16 protein-coding genes are annotated in these 17449 nt (G+C 45.3%); 14 read left to right on the forward strand and 2 right to left on the reverse strand.

Annotated elements, in window-relative coordinates; genetic code table 11:
- Positions 1-323 precede the first annotated feature (323 nt).
- From infC to MKY44_RS06890, 8 genes are all read left to right on the forward strand, one after another.
- Positions 324-818, forward strand: a complete 495-nt coding sequence (gene infC / locus MKY44_RS06855; RefSeq protein WP_017689666.1) for a translation initiation factor IF-3 — start codon at positions 324-326, stop codon at positions 816-818.
- A 24-nt stretch (positions 819-842) separates the two neighbouring features.
- A complete protein-coding gene (gene rpmI, locus MKY44_RS06860; protein WP_017689665.1) occupies positions 843-1046 on the forward strand; it encodes a 50S ribosomal protein L35 in 204 nt (67 codons plus the stop codon).
- Between the two features lie 88 nt (positions 1047-1134).
- On the forward strand, positions 1135-1494 hold the full coding sequence (rplT, locus tag MKY44_RS06865) for a 50S ribosomal protein L20 (protein WP_017689664.1): 360 nt from the start codon (positions 1135-1137) through the stop codon (positions 1492-1494).
- 579 nt (positions 1495-2073) lie between these two features.
- Positions 2074-3114 (forward strand): BMP family lipoprotein, encoded by a 1041-nt coding sequence (locus MKY44_RS06870; protein ID WP_341006558.1) that lies wholly within the window; start codon positions 2074-2076, stop codon positions 3112-3114.
- Between the two features lie 298 nt (positions 3115-3412).
- Positions 3413-4951 carry an ABC transporter ATP-binding protein gene (locus tag MKY44_RS06875; protein ID WP_036610171.1) on the forward strand — a complete coding sequence of 513 codons (1539 nt, stop codon included), beginning with the start codon at positions 3413-3415 and terminating at the stop codon, positions 4949-4951.
- Positions 4944-6023 carry an ABC transporter permease gene (locus MKY44_RS06880; RefSeq protein WP_036610168.1) on the forward strand — a complete coding sequence of 360 codons (1080 nt, stop codon included), beginning with the start codon at positions 4944-4946 and terminating at the stop codon, positions 6021-6023. Before MKY44_RS06875 ends, MKY44_RS06880 begins: the two co-directional genes overlap by 8 nt.
- Positions 6024-6986 (forward strand): ABC transporter permease, encoded by a 963-nt coding sequence (locus MKY44_RS06885; RefSeq protein WP_047842245.1) that lies wholly within the window; start codon positions 6024-6026, stop codon positions 6984-6986.
- 218 nt (positions 6987-7204) lie between these two features.
- Positions 7205-7594 (forward strand): hypothetical protein, encoded by a 390-nt coding sequence (locus MKY44_RS06890; protein ID WP_341006559.1) that lies wholly within the window; start codon positions 7205-7207, stop codon positions 7592-7594.
- 6 nt (positions 7595-7600) lie between these two features.
- On the opposite strand, the gene MKY44_RS06895 is transcribed toward MKY44_RS06890, so the two are convergent.
- Positions 7601-8044 carry a GNAT family N-acetyltransferase gene (locus tag MKY44_RS06895; RefSeq protein ID WP_036611020.1) on the reverse strand — a complete coding sequence of 148 codons (444 nt, stop codon included), beginning with the start codon at positions 8042-8044 and terminating at the stop codon, positions 7601-7603.
- Positions 8045-8648: 604 nt separating this feature from the next.
- Between MKY44_RS06895 and ilvB the strand changes: the two genes are divergently transcribed.
- The 4 genes from ilvB (at position 8649) to MKY44_RS06915 (ending at position 13813) form a co-directional block, all read left to right on the forward strand.
- The gene (ilvB, locus tag MKY44_RS06900; RefSeq protein ID WP_036610160.1) at positions 8649-10400 is read left to right on the forward strand and encodes a biosynthetic-type acetolactate synthase large subunit; all 1752 of its coding nucleotides are present in this window, start codon (positions 8649-8651) and stop codon (positions 10398-10400) included.
- Positions 10397-10879, forward strand: coding sequence for an acetolactate synthase small subunit (gene ilvN / locus MKY44_RS06905; RefSeq protein WP_024628317.1), 483 nt, complete (start codon positions 10397-10399; stop codon positions 10877-10879). The genes ilvB and ilvN overlap by 4 nt, the downstream gene beginning before the upstream one ends.
- Before the next feature lie 261 nt (positions 10880-11140).
- Entirely contained in the window at positions 11141-12133 is a 993-nt protein-coding gene (gene ilvC / locus MKY44_RS06910) for a ketol-acid reductoisomerase (RefSeq protein WP_036669754.1), read from the forward strand.
- Between the two features lie 138 nt (positions 12134-12271).
- Positions 12272-13813: a 2-isopropylmalate synthase gene (locus MKY44_RS06915; RefSeq protein ID WP_036610154.1), complete on the forward strand. Its 1542-nt coding sequence runs from the start codon at positions 12272-12274 to the stop codon at positions 13811-13813.
- A gap of 260 nt (positions 13814-14073) precedes the next feature.
- Here MKY44_RS06915 and MKY44_RS06920 read toward each other — a convergent pair whose 3' ends face one another.
- Complete coding sequence (locus tag MKY44_RS06920) at positions 14074-15054, reverse strand: aldo/keto reductase (protein ID WP_341006560.1); 981 nt, start codon at positions 15052-15054, stop codon at positions 14074-14076.
- A 232-nt stretch (positions 15055-15286) separates the two neighbouring features.
- Between MKY44_RS06920 and leuB the strand changes: the two genes are divergently transcribed.
- Both leuB and MKY44_RS06930 read left to right on the forward strand, forming a co-directional pair.
- The gene (gene leuB / locus MKY44_RS06925; RefSeq protein ID WP_017689651.1) at positions 15287-16372 is read left to right on the forward strand and encodes a 3-isopropylmalate dehydrogenase; all 1086 of its coding nucleotides are present in this window, start codon (positions 15287-15289) and stop codon (positions 16370-16372) included.
- Between the two features lie 277 nt (positions 16373-16649).
- A complete protein-coding gene (locus tag MKY44_RS06930; RefSeq protein WP_036610146.1) occupies positions 16650-17189 on the forward strand; it encodes a peroxiredoxin in 540 nt (179 codons plus the stop codon).
- Positions 17190-17449 lie beyond the last annotated feature (260 nt).

Here is a 17449-nt window from a genome sequence, read left to right on the forward strand (position 1 = left end):
CGATACTTTGTTGACATCTGATATCACAAATGTGTAATTCACGAAAAAAAGTTGTGAAGAATGTTGACAATGTATTTCATAGGTGATATAGTATTCAAGTGCCTTAAAGCGAATAGCAATGGAATCACAAGTAGAAGTCCGACTTCTCACCTGATCAACAAACATGTTGGCTGGTCAACGATCCCAATAATTTATGAAGTGTATACTCATGAAGAATTGTGTTGATTACAGGGATGTCGGTAGCTTGACCGGCATCCCTTTTATTTTTGTTTAACTGGATATTCAAAATGACCTGGAGGTGGACGATTATTAGTAAAGATCACATGATTAATGATGAGATTCGGGCGAAGGAAGTACGCCTTGTCGGAGCTGAAGGAGAACAAATTGGGATTACGCCCATTCGCGAAGCACTGCAAATGGCGATTGACCTGAATTTGGATCTGGTCAATGTGGCACCACAGGCTAAACCGCCGGTGTGTCGTATTATGGACTATGGCAAATTCCGCTATGAGCAACAAAAGAAAGATAAAGAAGCCCGTAAGAACCAGAAAATTGTTGATATTAAAGAAGTATGGTTCCGTTCCAATATTGAGGAGCACGATTATCAAACGAAGCTTCGTAATGTAGTTAAGTTTTTGAACGAAGGCGACAAAGTGAAATGTTCTGTTCGTTATCGCGGACGTGAAATTGCACATGCCGCGATTGGTCAACGGATTTTGGAGCGCGTTAAGGTAGAAGTTGCAGAACTTTGTACTGTTGAACGTCAACCAAAATTGGAAGGCCGCAGTATGATCATGATCTTGGCTCCTAAAGCCTGATAACATTGGAGGAGGAAACACAAAATGCCTAAAATGAAAACACACAGCAGTTTGAAAGGACGCTTCAAAATTACCGGTTCCGGTAAGGTCCTTCGTTACAAAGCTCACAAAAACCACTTGCTTTCCCACAAATCCAAACGTGCTAAGCGCGTTCTGAACGGTAACCCAGTTATGGCTGCCGGGGATGTTAGACGTTTGAAACAAGGCTTGGCTAACTTGAAAGGCTAATTCTAATTAGTACATTCCGTATGGGGGATCGGCTACGGCCGTACACATACCACGGATACATTTATATTTATTTGGGAGGTTCTTTAATATGGCAAGAGTAAAAGGCGGTTTTGTAGTACGTCGTCGTCATAAAAAGGTTTTGAAACTGGCAAGAGGTTATTTCGGTTCCAAACACCGTATTTTTAAAACAGCTAACGAGCAAGTAATGAAATCCCTGGTATACGCATACCGTGACCGTCGCAACACGAAACGTAACTTCCGCAGACTGTGGATCGTTCGTATCAATGCTGCAGCACGTATGAATGGTTTGTCTTACAACAAACTGATCCATGGTTTGAAACTTGCTGGAGTAGACATGAACCGCAAAATGTTGGCTGATCTGGCCGTTAACGACATCAATGCGTTCAACTCTTTGGCTACTGTAGCTAAAGGCAAAATCAACGCTTAAATTGTATGATACAAGCCGCCGTACCTATATGGCGGCTTTTTTTACGGCTTGGAAGAAATTCGAAGATGAATCTCTGAATGAGTAGAGCGAATAGGCTATAGTCTGGAAGGGAACAATGAAACCAGATAACTGGTGAATAACGATCCATAGGAATACATAAAATACGAACGGTGAAATAATACAAATAAAAACAGGTAAATCCCACTCATCACTAAAGTTCGCGATATGTTTTTGTTATATAACATCACATCGTTGTAACGTTAGTGTGTTAAAACGCTAAATTATTAAGCGTTTTCAATAAAAAAAGAACAAAAATATGTGATATTTGGTGATGAAACATCTGGATTTTAACACTGGTTGATTGTATAATCACCTCTAGTAGGCTAGTCCTAGATTTTTCTCTCCATGTCATAATGTTCGGTTTTTCGACAGATGATAGGATGCTTCAAGGGTGAGAATGCGCTTTTAATGTCGAAGAAACCATACATTCTGCATAAAAGTCATTCCTGCTATCTGTTAACCGTTCAATTGTAGGCTGGATTGGAATGAGGGATATATCATTAAGGGGGAAAAAGAGAAATGAAAAAGATGCTCAGCTTGTCTTTGGTAATGTTGCTGGCGGTATCGGTTATGCTCGCAGGTTGCGGTAGCAAACCGAAAGAAGAAACAAATGCCGGAGGAGATACAGGTGGCACATCTACTGAAGCTAAATCCGATCTCAATATCGGTATGGTTACTGACGTAGGTGGAGTTAATGACAAATCCTTTAACCAATCCGCTTGGGAAGCTCTGCAAGCGACTGAAACAGAAACAGGTACTGCTGTTAAATATCTGCAAAGTAAATCCGATGAAGAGTACATTCCTAACCTGAACGAATTCGTTAAAGGTGGATATGATCTGACTTGGGGTATCGGTTTCCAATTGGCTGATGCAATCAAAACTGTAGCTGAGCAAAACCCTGATGCTAAACTTGCGATCATCGACAGTGTTGTTGATGCTCCTAACGTTAAATCCGTAACATTTGCTGAAGAAGAAGGGTCTTACCTGGTTGGTGTTGTAGCTGGTCTGACAACAAAATCCAACAAAATTGGTTTTGTAGGCGGTATGGAAAGCCCACTGATCAAAAAGTTTGAAGTAGGATTCAGAGAAGGCGTTAAAGCAGTTAACCCTGATGCTCAATTCATTTCTAACTACACAGGTGCATTTGATAAACCTGACCTTGGTAAAGCAGCAGCAGCAACACTTTACAATGAAGGTGTAGATATTATCTTCCACGCTTCTGGAGCAACAGGTAACGGTGTGTTTAACGAAGCAATTGCTCGTAAGAAACAAGGTCAAGATGTATGGGTTATCGGTGTTGACAAAGACCAATCTCTTGAGTTTGGTGATGAGATCACACTGACTTCCATGATCAAAAAAGTTGACGAAGCAGTTAAGCGCGTTAACAAAGAAGTAGTTGATGGTACATTCGCTGGCGGTTCCGAGAACCTGACTTTGAAAGAAAACGGCGTAGGTATTGCTGATACCTCTACTGCCAATGTACCTGCTGATACACTTGCAAAAGTGGAAGAGTACAAAGAAAAAATCATCAGCGGCGAAATCAAAGTTCCTACGGAGTAATTTTGATCTTAGTCGCAAATGAATAATCATTGGGGCCGGTCTTGACCGGCCTTATGATTGCAAGAACAGGAACATTTGATCAAGTCATCATAACAATTGTACAAGGTCATTGTGCACCAACGCTCCAGTAGGAGCTTTTCTTAAGATAATGGAATTGATATGTTCTTAATGAGCTGAACCATTCGATTATCGCAAGAAAAACTTCAGCTAAGCGCGGTCTGTCTTTTTTGAAAGTACGTCGATAGACGTTTTTTTTACGTTTGCGGAACCACACTATATCAGTTATAAGGGTGATTACATGGGTGCAGCAACCCCCGTCGTTGAGTTAAAACAAATTACGAAGCGTTTCCCAGGCATTGTTGCCAACGACGCCATCAGCCTTCAGCTTCGTAAAGGCGAGATCCATGCGCTACTGGGCGAAAACGGCGCTGGTAAGTCAACGTTGATGAATATTGTATTTGGTCTCTATCAGCCAGATGAAGGTTCCATTGAAGTGAATGGCAAGCCTGTCATCATTGACAGCCCTAATCGAGCGATCGATCTTGGCATAGGCATGGTGCATCAGCATTTTAAACTTGTACAGCCGTTCACGGTAACAGAGAACATTATTTTGGGATCTGAACCAACGAAGGGTCTCAATATTAACTATAAAAAAGCAGCCGCTGAAGTTCAGCGTCTTTCCGAACAGTATGGACTGAAGGTGAATCCTCATGCCAAAATTCATGATATTTCTGTCGGAATGCAGCAACGTGTAGAGATTGTTAAAACGTTGTATCGCGGTGCAGACATTCTGATTTTTGACGAGCCTACAGCTGTATTGACTCCTCAAGAGATCAAAGAACTGATGATCATCATGAAGAAGCTTGTAGCTGAAGGAAAGTCCATTATTTTGATCACGCACAAACTGAAAGAAATCATGGAAATCTCCGATACGGTAACGATTATCCGTCGGGGTAAAGTGATTGATTCGGTCAAAACTTCGGAAACGAATCCGAATGAGCTGGCTGAGAAAATGGTGGGGCGGAATGTCACATTCAAAGTGGACAAAAAACCGGCTACACCTGGAGCCAATGTGCTCGAAGTCAGTAAATTAACGGCCAAGAATAAAGAAGGTATTTCGGTTCTGAACCAACTTAACCTGAACGTACGTGCAGGAGAGATTGTCGGAATCGCAGGCGTGGATGGTAACGGTCAAAGTGAACTGATTGAAGCTCTTACCGGACTTCGTAAAGTAGAGAGCGGTTCGATTCTTTTGGAGGGCAAGGAGCTGTCCAATCATTCTCCTCGCCATATCTCGGAGTCGGGTGTAGCCCACATTCCGGAAGATCGACATAAACACGGACTTGTACTTGATTTTTCAGTGAGCGAAAATATCGTTCTGGAATCGTATTATAAAGCACCATACACCCGTAAAGGGTTCCTTAACTTCGATGCCATCAAACAGCAGGCGAAGCGGCTTGTTGAGGCTTTTGACGTGCGTACACCAAGCATCGAGACCAAAGCTCGGTCCTTGTCCGGAGGAAACCAGCAAAAGGCCATTATCGCCCGTGAGGTAGATAAAAACCCTGAACTGCTTATTGCTGCGCAACCAACACGTGGTTTGGATGTAGGGGCTATTGAGTTCGTGCAAAAGCAACTGATTGCACAGCGCGATCAAGGGAAGGCTGTTCTGCTGATTTCATTTGAGCTTGATGAAATTATCAATGTATCTGACCGAATTGCTGTTATTTATGAAGGCCAGATCGTTGGTGAGGTGCTGCCGGAAGAAACCAATGACAGGGAGCTCGGCTTGATGATGGCGGGCAGCACCCAAAAGAGAGGTACTGCGCATGAATAACGTATTGAAATGGTTTACCCGAGATTCATTTATTTTACCTGTAGTAGCTATTATTATGGGTCTTATTCTCGGTGGAGTTGTCATGCTGATTGGTGGTTACAATCCAATTGAAGCCTATGGTGCATTGTTCACCAAGGTATTTGGCGACATGTACAACTTTGGTGAAGCAGTACGGGAAATGACACCACTAATTATGACTGGACTAGCATTTGCATTTGCATCACGTGCGGGGTTGTTTAATATCGGGGGAGAAGGTCAATTTCTGGTTGGTATGACCGCTGCAACATTTGTTGGTGTTAAGTTTGCAGGTTTGCCGATCTACCTTCATGCGCCACTGGCTTTGATTGCCGGTGCATTGTTTGGTGGTCTGTGGGCCGCGATTGCTGGTTATCTAAAGGCGGCACGTGGGGTCAATGAAGTTATCAGTAGTATCATGTTGAACTGGATTGGTCTATATCTCGCCAACCTTATCGTTCGCCAATTCTTGCTGTTGAAGGGCGAGAATCGTTCCGTGGATATCAGCGAATCGGCTTCGATTAGTTTGACATGGCTCTCTGAGCTGATGGGCAATTCCCGTGTACACATGGGGACGTTGATTGCCCTTGTGATGGCTGTGCTCTTTTATATCTATATGTGGAAAACAAAACAAGGTTATGAAATCCGCGCGGTAGGTTACAACCCTAATGCGGCTGAATATGCAGGTATGCATGTTAACCGGAATATCGTAAAAGCGATGTTTATCAGTGGTATGCTTGCCGGTCTTGGTGGTGCATTCCAGGTTCTTGGTGTGTTCCAATACCAAACCGTAATGTCGGGTTCACCGGGAACAGGCTTTGACGGAATTGCGGTTGCCCTGATTGGTTTGAATCATCCGTTTGGGGTGTTATTGGGGGCAGTATTGTTTGGTACCCTCACGTACGGATCTGCAGGTATGAGTTTTGCTGCGGATGTTCCGCCTGAGATTATTCGGATTGTGATCGGTTCGATTATCTTCTTCATTGCGGCACAAGGCATCGTGCGCTGGATACTTAAACCGTTCTATTCGAAGCGTAAGAAAGAGAAGGTGTTGTAGATGGACTTGTTGACAATTGGGCAAATTATCAATACGACGCTTGTCTTTGCTACGGCATTGATTTTTGCATCACTTGGCGGAATTTTTTCGGAAAAATCAGGTGTAACCAACCTTGGACTTGAAGGTTTTATGGTCTTTGGTGCCTTTGCAGCTGGAATCGGGGCGCATTATGCTCAAGAATCGGGCATGGGCGGAACGACATCGGCCTGGATGGGGGTTTTGCTCGCGATTGTATTGGGCGTACTGGTATCTCTGATTCATGCTGTTGCGTCTATCACATTTAAGGCAGACCAGATTATCAGTGGTATTGTCATTAACTTTTTGGCAGCAGGAAGTACGTTGTACTTGGTTAAACTGTTGTTTGAAGGTTCTGGTGATTCACCGTTGGTTCAAGGCTTCAGCAAGTTTGATGTGCCATTGTTGAAAGACATTCCTTTGCTTGGAGAAGCCTTCTTCAAGAACGTATATCCAACGACATATCTGGCCATTCTGTTCGTATTCCTGACGTATTACATCATGTTCAAAACGCCATTTGGTCTGCGCCTTCGTTCTGTAGGTGAACATCCAAGTGCGGCTGATACGGTTGGTGTTAAAGTGCTTCGTTATCGCTATATTGGCGTTATGATCAGTGGTGCGCTTGCGGCCATTGGTGGAGCTGCGATTACGTTGACGACTACGGGTACATTCTCACACAATACGGTTTCCGGCCAAGGTTATATTGCCATTGCAGCTATGATCTTTGGTAAGTGGAATCCGATTGGTGCCTTTGGTGCGGCTGTCTTCTTTGGATTCTCACAAGCGATCCGAAACTATGTACAGTTGTTTGAATGGTCACAAAGTATTCCCCAGGAAATTATTTTTATGTTGCCTTACCTGCTTACCATCATCGTTCTCGTTGCAGCGGTTGGGCGTTCTTCGGCTCCGTCTGCACTCGGTGAAGCATATGATCCGGGTAAAAGGTAACAACCTTTTCCATATCAGTTTAGCTATTCAGAGTTTTGATAAAGGGTCCGCCTTGTGCGGGCCTTTTTTTTGTTTTCTTGAGCATCACCAAGCCGCTTTTTCACGTTTAACTTGGTTCTCGTGCAGATACCCATATTTTCAGGTAGGGACAAAGAAACAGGCGAATTCAGTGATGGACGAATACACTGTTTTGAACGATCCGAGGAGGAGGGGAAAGTATGAAACAACAAGTTACGCGTAATGAAGCGATGAAATTAATAGGCAAAAATATTGTTGCAATCAAAAAAGACGGCACTCGGGTTACGGGAAAGCTGTTGAAAGTATCGGGCAACAAACTGGTACTCAAGCGTTTGAATGGCAAAAAAGTACGTACAAAAGCGATTCTGCCACTGGTATTGTTTGATCTGCTCGCTATTGCCACACTTCCTTATGCTTATGGAGGTGGTCCCGGCTTCGGTCCCGGATATGGACCTGGACCAAAACCAGGCCCTGGATATGGTCCAGGCTACGGACCGGGATATGGACCTGGGGGACCTGGTGGCGGATATGGACCTGGTCCTGGATTCGGCCCTTATGGTCCAGGTCCACGCCCACCAGGATTTTTCTAGGACATTCTATAATGTTTTTTCCAATTCGTAGCAGCGGCTTATCATGATGTATCGAATCGCACTGTATCCATTTTTTTGATAAAACTGAAGCCCTTTGGTATTGCCCTCATCCACCATCACTTTAGATCTTCGACAACCCCGAGATACCGCAAAACTCTCTGCTTTGAGCAACAAAGTTTGCCCGTAACGTTTGCGTTGTTCTTTCGGACTAACGGCCATCATATCGACATAGAGCAATTCCCCATGCATGAGAAAATGGATGAATGCCACAGCAGCTTTGTCTGGCTCCGGCGAGACAACAAAGGTCATGCCCCTGTTCATTCGCAGGGGTATTTCTTTGCGGATTTTATTAATTTCCTTTTCGCTCATATGGGATAAAGGAACAAGTTGAGTGTCAATCAGCTTCATGATGGCGCCATCATCCAGCTTAGATGTGCGTTGCCGAATCACCATGCGGAGCCTCCTTTCAGGACCAGTCGTGCTGCTCGTATATCCTATGCCCGAAGCAAGATAAAAGGTGACTGAATGAAGCGCTGGGATTAGGGCAACCTTATAGGCTGAAGAGGGAGGAAGGAAGGTTCTCTGAATTTTTATGCAAAACAGGTATTGACTTATCGGTTGGAGGAATCATATAATGTTCCTAACATTTAACGAGAATATTTCATCGGCTATGAAGAGGACGAAGTTTTAAGGGCTCTTTTGCTCAGAGAGTGGCTGGAATTGCTGAAACCACCACCATTATCCCTTATATACGAGCTCACCTCGGAGCTGTTTTCCTGAAAAGCACTGGATGTCACTCCTTTCGCGTATTAGGGAAAATCGTATGTCTGCGTTACAGACAACAGGTATGGGAAACGACTATGTTCGTTTGAGCTATTCGTTTTGTTGTACCTGGTAAGGTCCGTTATTGCGAAATTTCGGGCAAAGTTGGGTGGTACCACGGAAGCGATAACCTTTCGTCCCTCGCAAGCATGAACTTGTTTGCAGGGGATGGAAGGTTTTTTTTGTAACTTTAAATGTCAGAATGGTGTAAATTCCGAGAGGAGGATGACTAATGGGAGCTCAAATTCCAGAAGTACGATCGACAGATGAATTACGTGAAAAATGGATGAAGCCGGAGGTCATTAGCGGTTCCGAGATTCTGCTGAGAAGCTTGTTGCTTGAAGGTGTGGATTGCGTATTTGGTTACCCGGGTGGCGCAGTGTTGTACATTTACGATGCAATGTATGGTTTCGAGGATTTCAAACACGTCTTAACCCGTCACGAACAAGGTGCAATTCATGCAGCTGACGGATATGCACGTGCAAGCGGCAAAGTTGGTGTTTGTATCGCTACCTCCGGGCCGGGAGCAACCAATCTGGTTACTGGAATAGCCACGGCATATATGGATTCTGTGCCGCTGGTTGTCATTACGGGAAATGTTAATTCCAGCCTGATCGGCTCGGATGCTTTCCAGGAAGCGGATATTACCGGGATTACAATGCCGATCACCAAACACAGCTATCTGGTAAAAGATGTTAAGGATCTGTCGAGTATCATTCATGAGGCATTCCATATTGCCAACACCGGCCGTAAAGGTCCTGTACTGATCGACATTCCGAAAGATGTCTCAGCCAACAAAACCTTGTTTGAACCGAGTACTGAACCTGTTACATTAAGAGGGTACAATCCACGGACAGTACCAAACAAACTGCAGGTTGACCGTTTGGCTCAGGCCATTCAGGAAGCAGAACGTCCAATGATTCTGGCTGGTGGCGGTGTGGTATACTCGGGAGGACATGAAGAACTGTTCGAGTTTGTTGAGAAGACAGGCATTCCGATTACGACAACCCTTCTGGGGCTTGGTGCATTCCCAAGTGGGCATGAACTATGGACAGGGATGCCAGGAATGCACGGAACATACACATCCAACCTGGCCATCCAACAGTCGGATCTGCTGATCAATATCGGCGCACGATTCGATGATCGGGTAACAGGTAAGCTGGACGGATTTGCTCCACATGCCAAAATCGTCCATATCGATATTGATCCGGCTGAGATTGGTAAAAACATTGCAACCGATATTCCAATCGTTGGTGATGTGAAGACCGTACTTGAAATAGCCAACAAAGAAGTTGGACGTGCAGAGCGTGCAGATGCATGGAGAGACCAGATCAAACAGTGGAAACAAGAGAAGCCTTACAGCTATACGGATTCAGACGAAGTGCTGAAACCGCAGTGGGTTGTTGAAATGTTGAATGATACAACCAAAGGTGAAGCGATTGTGACTACGGATGTGGGACAACATCAGATGTGGGCAGCACAATATTACAAGTTTAATCAACCACGTTCATGGGTAACTTCGGGTGGTCTCGGAACGATGGGCTTTGGATTCCCTTCTGCCATTGGTGCTCAGATGGCCAATCCGGACAGACTCGTTATCTCCATTAACGGTGACGGCGGAATGCAGATGTGTTCCCAAGAACTCGCAATCTGTGCCATTAACAATATACCGGTAAAAATTGTGATCATTAACAATCAGGTACTCGGAATGGTTCGCCAATGGCAGGAACTCATCTATGAGAACCGTTACAGCCACATTGATCTGGCAGGAAGCCCGGATTTTGTAAAACTGGCTGAAGCATATGGCGTGAAAGGATTACGTGCAACGAATAAAGAAGAAGCAGCGCGTGCTTGGCAGGAAGCTTTGGATACACCAGGACCAGTCGTTGTAGAATTCGTAGTACGCAAGGATGAAAATGTGTATCCAATGGTTCCGCAGGGAGCAACAATTGATCAAATGCTGATGGGGGATGCTGACGAATGATTAGACATACGATTTCAATATTGGTTAACGATCAGCCAGGCGTCCTTCAGCGGGTATCAGGGTTGTTCGGTCGACGCGGATTTAACATTGAGAGTATTACAGTAGGTCAATCGGAAGAACCTGGACTCTCCCGGATGGTTATTGTCACCATTGGTGACGATAAAACGCTGGAGCAGATTGAGAAACAATTGTACAAAATCATCGATGTTATTAAAGTGGTTGATTTCAGCCTGAAACCGATGGTAGCCCGGGAACTTGCCCTGATCAAAGTGAAAGCAGAGCCTTCCGAGCGTCCTGAGATTCTGGGTGTGGTAGAAACATTCCGCGCATCCGTTGTAGATGTTGGTCCAGGCAGCCTGATTGTGCAGGTAGTTGGAGATACGGACAAAATTGATGCTATGATTGAATTGCTCAAGCCATATGGCATTCGAGAATTGTCCCGTACAGGCATAACTGCATTGGTACGCGGCAACGTATAAAGTTATAATGAGTGAAGAGGGACGACGGTTAGCTAACATATACAGTTGATCTTATGTGAGTGTCAGTCCCTTAACAGCTGTAATTTAACATTTTAGTGATGTAACGCTTGAAAATATAGCTACATTCCCGCATTAATGGACGGGTGTCTGAACGGATCGGATCAGACCAGAGATGCTTTTGACACTCCAAGCGAGTCGGTCCCTTGAGACACCCGCTCATTAATGAAGGGTTCTTTACAATACAAAGGAGGACTTATAAACATGCCAGTAACTACTTATTATGAACAGGATGCAGAGCTTAACGTATTGAAAGGAAAAACGATCGCGGTAATCGGTTATGGTAGCCAGGGCCACGCCCAAGCTCAAAACCTTCGTGATAGTGGATTGAATGTAGTCATCGGACTTCGTGAAGGTAAATCCTTCGACACTGCAAAAAATGACGGATTTGAAGTTCTGTCCCCGGCTGAAGCAACAAGCCGCGCAGATGTAGTTCAAATCTTGCTGCCAGACGAAACTCAAGCTTCTGTATACAAAAACGAAATCGAACCAAACCTGAAAGAAGGCGCTGCATTGCTCTTCTCACACGGTTTCAACGTTCATTTCGGTCAAATCGTTGCTCCAAAAAACAGCGATGTATTGCTGGTAGCTCCTAAGTCCCCTGGTCACATGGTACGTCGTACTTATGTGGAAGGTTTTGGTGTACCAGGCCTGATCGCTATTGAGCAAGATGCAACGGGTAAAGCTAAAGAAATCGGTTTGGCTTATGCTAAAGGTATCGGTTGTACACGCGCAGGGGTTATCGAAACTTCCTTCCGTGAAGAAACAGAAACAGATCTGTTCGGTGAGCAAGCTGTTCTGTGTGGTGGCGTGAGTGCATTGGTAAAAGCTGGATTCGAAACATTGACAGAAGCGGGTTACGCTCCTGAAATGGCATACTTCGAATGTCTGCACGAACTGAAGCTGATCGTTGACATGATGTATGAAGGTGGACTTTCAAGCATGCGTGATTCCATCAGTAACACAGCTGAGTACGGTGACTATGTAACTGGACCTCGCGTGGTAACTGAAGATACGAAGAAAGCAATGAAAGAAGTACTGACGGATATCCAACAAGGTAAATTCGCACGCGACTTCATCCTGGAAAACCAATCCGGACGTGCATTCTTGACAGCAACTCGTCGTAACGAAGCTGAACACCCAATCGAAGTGGTTGGCGGACAATTGCGTGAGATGATGCACTGGATCAAGAAGTAAGCATTAACTTCTAGAACATGCACTTTAAGGTAATCAAGTAAACTTAGAGCTTAACTGGGAATAGCGGCCGTGCTTATGCGTGAGCCGCTATTGCTGGTTCAGAGAAACATATAATAACAAGTACAGGAGGTGCGAAGCGTGCGTAAAATCTATGTATTTGACACAACGCTGCGTGATGGAGAGCAATCCCCGGGAGTCAATCTGAACACTCGTGAAAAGGTGGAAATTGCCCATCAGCTCGAGCGGCTTGGCATTGACCGGATGGAAGCGGGTTTCCCGGCGGCATCTCCAGGTGATCTGGCAGCTGTCAATGCAGTAGCAAATGCGGTCAAAAATGTGACTGTAATTGGCTTGTCCCGTTCCAGAGAGCAAGACATTGATGCGGTTAAGGAAGCACTTAAAGGTGCACAGGACCCGTGCATTCACGTTTTCCTGGCAACTTCGCCTATCCACCGCCAACATAAATTGCGCATGGACAAAGCGCAGGTACTGGATACAGCTCGTTCCGCGATTCGTTATGCAAAGAAAACATTCTCGAAGATCGAATTCTCCCTTGAGGATGCAGGTCGTACCGAATATGATTTCCTCGTGGAAATGGTGAATATGGCTGTTGAAGAAGGTGCAGCCGTCGTGAATATTCCGGATACGGTTGGTTACCTGAGCCCATATGAATACGGAAACATTTTCAAACATCTCAAGGAGAATGTACACGGTATTGAAAAGGTACAGCTGAGTGCCCACTGTCATAATGACTTGGGTATGGCGACGGCCAATACACTTGCAGCCATTCTCAACGGAGCCGATCAGATCGAAGGTACAATCAATGGCATTGGTGAACGTGCCGGGAACACGGCGATCGAGGAAATTGCTATGGCACTGGAGACACGTCAGGAATTTTTCCAGGCGAAAACATCGCTGCAGTTGTCTGAGATTGCACGGACCAGTCGTTTGGTTAGCCGTTTGACAGGTATGGTTGTGCCTGGAAACAAAGCCATTGTTGGGGCAAATGCCTTCGCACATGAATCCGGCATTCACCAGGACGGCATGCTGAAGGAAAAAACAACGTATGAGATTATGACTCCAGAGTCCATCGGTCTGAAAGAAAGTAAACTTGTACTGGGTAAACATTCTGGTCGTCATGCCTTCCGTGAACGATTGATTGATCTGGGATATGAGCTGGAAGAAGAAGCATTGAATCGGGCTTTCGCCCAGTTCAAAGATCTGGCTGATAAGAAAAAAGAAGTTACTGACGAAGATCTGCTTGCCGTAATTGAAGAGAAATTGCAGGATGCACCTGAGGTGTATAAACTGGAATCCATCTTCGTAACGTACGGAGACGAATCGGTACCAACGGCCAAAGTCCGCATTGCAACGCTTGACGGGGATACGATTGAGAAGCAAGCAGAGGGTAACGGATCGGTAGATGCAATCTACAATGCGATTGACCAAGTGAGTGGGGAAGACGTAACGTTGTCTGACTACTCCATCAAATCGGTAACGCATGGTAAGGATGCATTGGGTGAAGTGCATGTTGTGCTGACTCAGAATCAGGTTTCGGTACAAGGACGTGGCGTAAGCACAGATATATTGGGTGCAAGTGCACGTGCCTATGTAGACGGCCTGAATCAATTGATTGAGAAGCGCAAAACATATACGAACCGTGTAAACGTTAACCTGTAGGCTCCGATGAAAGAAGCACACCACCTTCTTTGAACTGAACTTAAAGCTGGGACGTATGTACGCTGCTAGGAAGATCTATCTCGATCTGAATTGATTTGGTAGATCGTTCGGCTTGCTTTGTTACGTGTAGTGAGGGACGTAAAGAGTCTGACTCTCCTGTGGAGGGTCAGACTCTTTTGCTTGTAATTATATAATTATGGCAGTGAAACACAGAACCTTTTCTACGATTACCTATTGCATTGGCTTACGCCATCAAGCTATTACCACGCGTATGCATTAGGTGCCTGTCCACCTGGACCTGGGAAAATCTCATCCAGACGTTTGAGCACGGCTTCATCCAATGTTACATCCAGACATTTGAGTGCGGTCTCAAACTGCTCCAGCGTACGTGGTCCGATAATCGGGGCGGTCACTGCGGGATTGGCTGCAACCCATGCCAAAGCCACCGTATCCTGTGGTTCACCGAGATCACGACACAGTGCGGCAAAGTCTTCAAGCTGAGTTTGCTGCTGCTCAATCCGTCCAGCGATGCCCCCGCTGCGTGTTCCTTCCAGCTTCTGCAGAGCGTTACGTCCCAATAAACCACCATCCAGTGGACTCCATGGAATGACGCCGAGGCCCAGCTCTTTGGCAGCGGGCAGTACTTCCAACTCAGGCAAACGACAGTTGAGGCTATATTTATGTTGTTCGGAAACCAGGCCGAGGAAATGACGATTCTTGGCTTCACTTTGAGCGATTGCAATCTGCCATGCAGCAAAGTTACTCGATCCTACATAACCGATTTTACCCTGATGAACGGCATTCTCGAACGACCCCCACAGCTCGTCCCACGATATGGCAGGGTCTACATGATGCATCTGGTATAGCTCGATATGATCGGTCTGTAAGCGGCGGAGGGAACCCTCCAGATGCCGTCTGATTTTGTAGGCGGAGAGGCCAGCTTCGTTGTTGGGGCCGTCTGTATCATCATGCATGGAGCCATAGACTTTGGTGGCCAGAACCACTTTCTCACGTCTGCCCCCACCCTGGTTGAACCAGCGTCCGATAATTTCTTCGGTAAGGCCGGAATTTTCACCCCAACCGTAGATGTTAGCGGTATCAAAAAAGTTCACGCCTGCATCAAGTGCTGCGTCCATAATGCGGAAAGCTTCTTTTTCATCTGTAGCAGGCCCGAAATTCATGGTACCGAGACAGATTCGGCTGACCTTGAGGCCTGATTTACCCAAATACGAATATTGCATGTTGCTTATCCCTCCTGCGTACCTGATTTGAATTCAGCTATATTTTACCCCAGCGGGAGGTCAGGAACAACTTGGAAAGGCCAATCTCTATTAGCTTATAGGTAAAATCTATTAAAGTCATAGATTGTATATCTTGGTCAAATGACCTTGGAATATGATACAAAAGAGAGAGTTAATATGAGACGTTACTTTATGAATAATTAATGAATGAATATAAGGAGTGGACAACCCAATGGCAGACGTGAAAAAAATTGCAGTTATTGCAGGTGACGGAATTGGCCCAGAAGTCGTAGCTGAGGCTGAGAAAGTTCTTAAACGTACGGAGGAAGTATTCGGTTATCGTTTTGAGACAGAACATGCGCTGTTTGGTGGAATCGCGATTGATGAGAAGGGTACACCTCTTCCTGAAGAAACGCTGAGTGTATGTAAAAGTGCAGATGCAGTCCTGCTTGGAGCGGTTGGTGGTCCAAAATGGGATAACAACAGCAAGGAACTTCGCCCGGAAACAGGCCTACTGGGTATTCGCAAAGCACTTGGATTGTTCTCCAACCTGCGTCCGGCTGTCGTATTTGATTGCTTGAAAGATGCTTCAACTCTGAAGCCTGAAGTACTGGAAGGTACAGATCTGATGGTGGTACGTGAATTGACAGGTGGGATCTACTTCGGTGAGAAGTTCAGACGTGAAAGTGCACAGGGCGAAGAGGCAGTAGATACATGTGCATATAATGTAACAGAAGTGGAGCGGATCGTTCGTCAGGCATTCGAAATTGCGCAAGGACGTCGCAAAAAGCTGGCTTCTGTAGACAAAGCCAACGTATTGGAAACTTCCCGTCTCTGGCGTGAAGTCGTGAACCGGGTAGCACCGGATTATCCGGATGTTGAACTGGAGCATGTACTGGTAGACAACTGCGCAATGCAATTGCTGCGTCGTCCGTCCAGCTTCGATGTCATCGTAACGGAAAACATGTTCGGAGATATTTTGAGTGATGAAGCAGCGATGTTGACAGGTTCCATCGGTATGCTCGCATCTGCATCACTGGGAGAGGGCAGCTTTGGACTCTATGAGCCGGTACACGGTTCTGCACCGGATATCGCAGGTCAAGGCCTCGCTAATCCGATTGCAACCATTCTCTCTTTGGCGTTGATGTTCCGTACAACCTTTGGTTATGCAGAAGGTGCGGATGCCATTGAAGCAGCTGTGTCGGATGTATTGAATGCAGGACACCGCACGAGTGATATTGCTGTAGACAAGAGCACAGCGATCAGCACGACCGAAATGGGCGATCTGATCGTGGCGGCTATTCAGAAACAGGCGTAATTATATTACCACCTACAGGCAGCCCTTTGTTTCCAGTTATGGAATGTACAGAGGGCTGTTCCTTTATCATTTTTGCCACGAAAAATCCTTATTTATAATGATTATAAAAAAATAATGTTTATAATCTTGACTTTGGGAAGTCCTGATGATAACATTTTACTTGTACTTGTTATCAAGTATCAAATCATTTTAATTACAGGAAAAGCGTACGCGTTTTTCTTGATGATGAGCAATCCACAAGGATGCTTACATAATCCCAAAGGAGGAATTTTTAGTTATGGCAGAACGTTTGGTAGGTAGACCAGCACCGGATTTCGCAATGGAAACAGTATCGGGAGACGGACAAGACTTTGGTTCCGTTAAACTGTCCGATTATCGTGGCAAATGGCTTGTATTCTTCTTTTATCCTTTGGACTTCACATTTGTGTGCCCAACTGAAATTACAGCTTTGAGCGTTGCTTCCGAGCAATTCAAAGCTTTGGATACTGAAATCCTTGGCGTGAGCGTAGACTCCGTACACAGCCACAAAGCATGGATCAATACACCTGTAGACAGCAATGGTCTGGGTCAATTGAACTTCCCACTGGCTTCCGATATCACGAAGCAAGTGGCTAAAGATTACGGCGTTCTGATCGAAGAAGAAGGCGTAGCATTGCGCGGTCTGTTCATCATCGATCCAGAAGGCGAATTGAAATATCAAGTAGTTAACCACAACGATGTAGGCCGTAGTGTTGAAGAAACACTTCGCGTACTGCAAGCACTGCAATCCGGCGGATTGTGTGCAATGAACTGGAAACCAGGCGACACTAACCTGTAAGCCAGATTAACTTGAACGGTTTTTGTTCAAGCCCTCATCCCGTTAGGGATTGAGGGCTTTTTGCACCCTTTTGGCGGAAGTTATCACGAAGTTAATCAAAAGTGTTTGAACAAGCAGCTAAGCGTGTTAATAATATATTAGAAGAAAGTCTTCTTTTTATCTGTTGAAAGAGGAATTGATGGCCTTCAAGGCGAATAGGGTATGGAAACCCGGTAAATATTCCGGTGCTCTGCATTTATAATCTGTACATGAATGTGATA

The organism is Paenibacillus sp. FSL R7-0026 (assembly GCF_038004485.1).
Classification (GTDB): Bacteria; Bacillota; Bacilli; order Paenibacillales; family Paenibacillaceae; genus Paenibacillus; species Paenibacillus xylanexedens_A.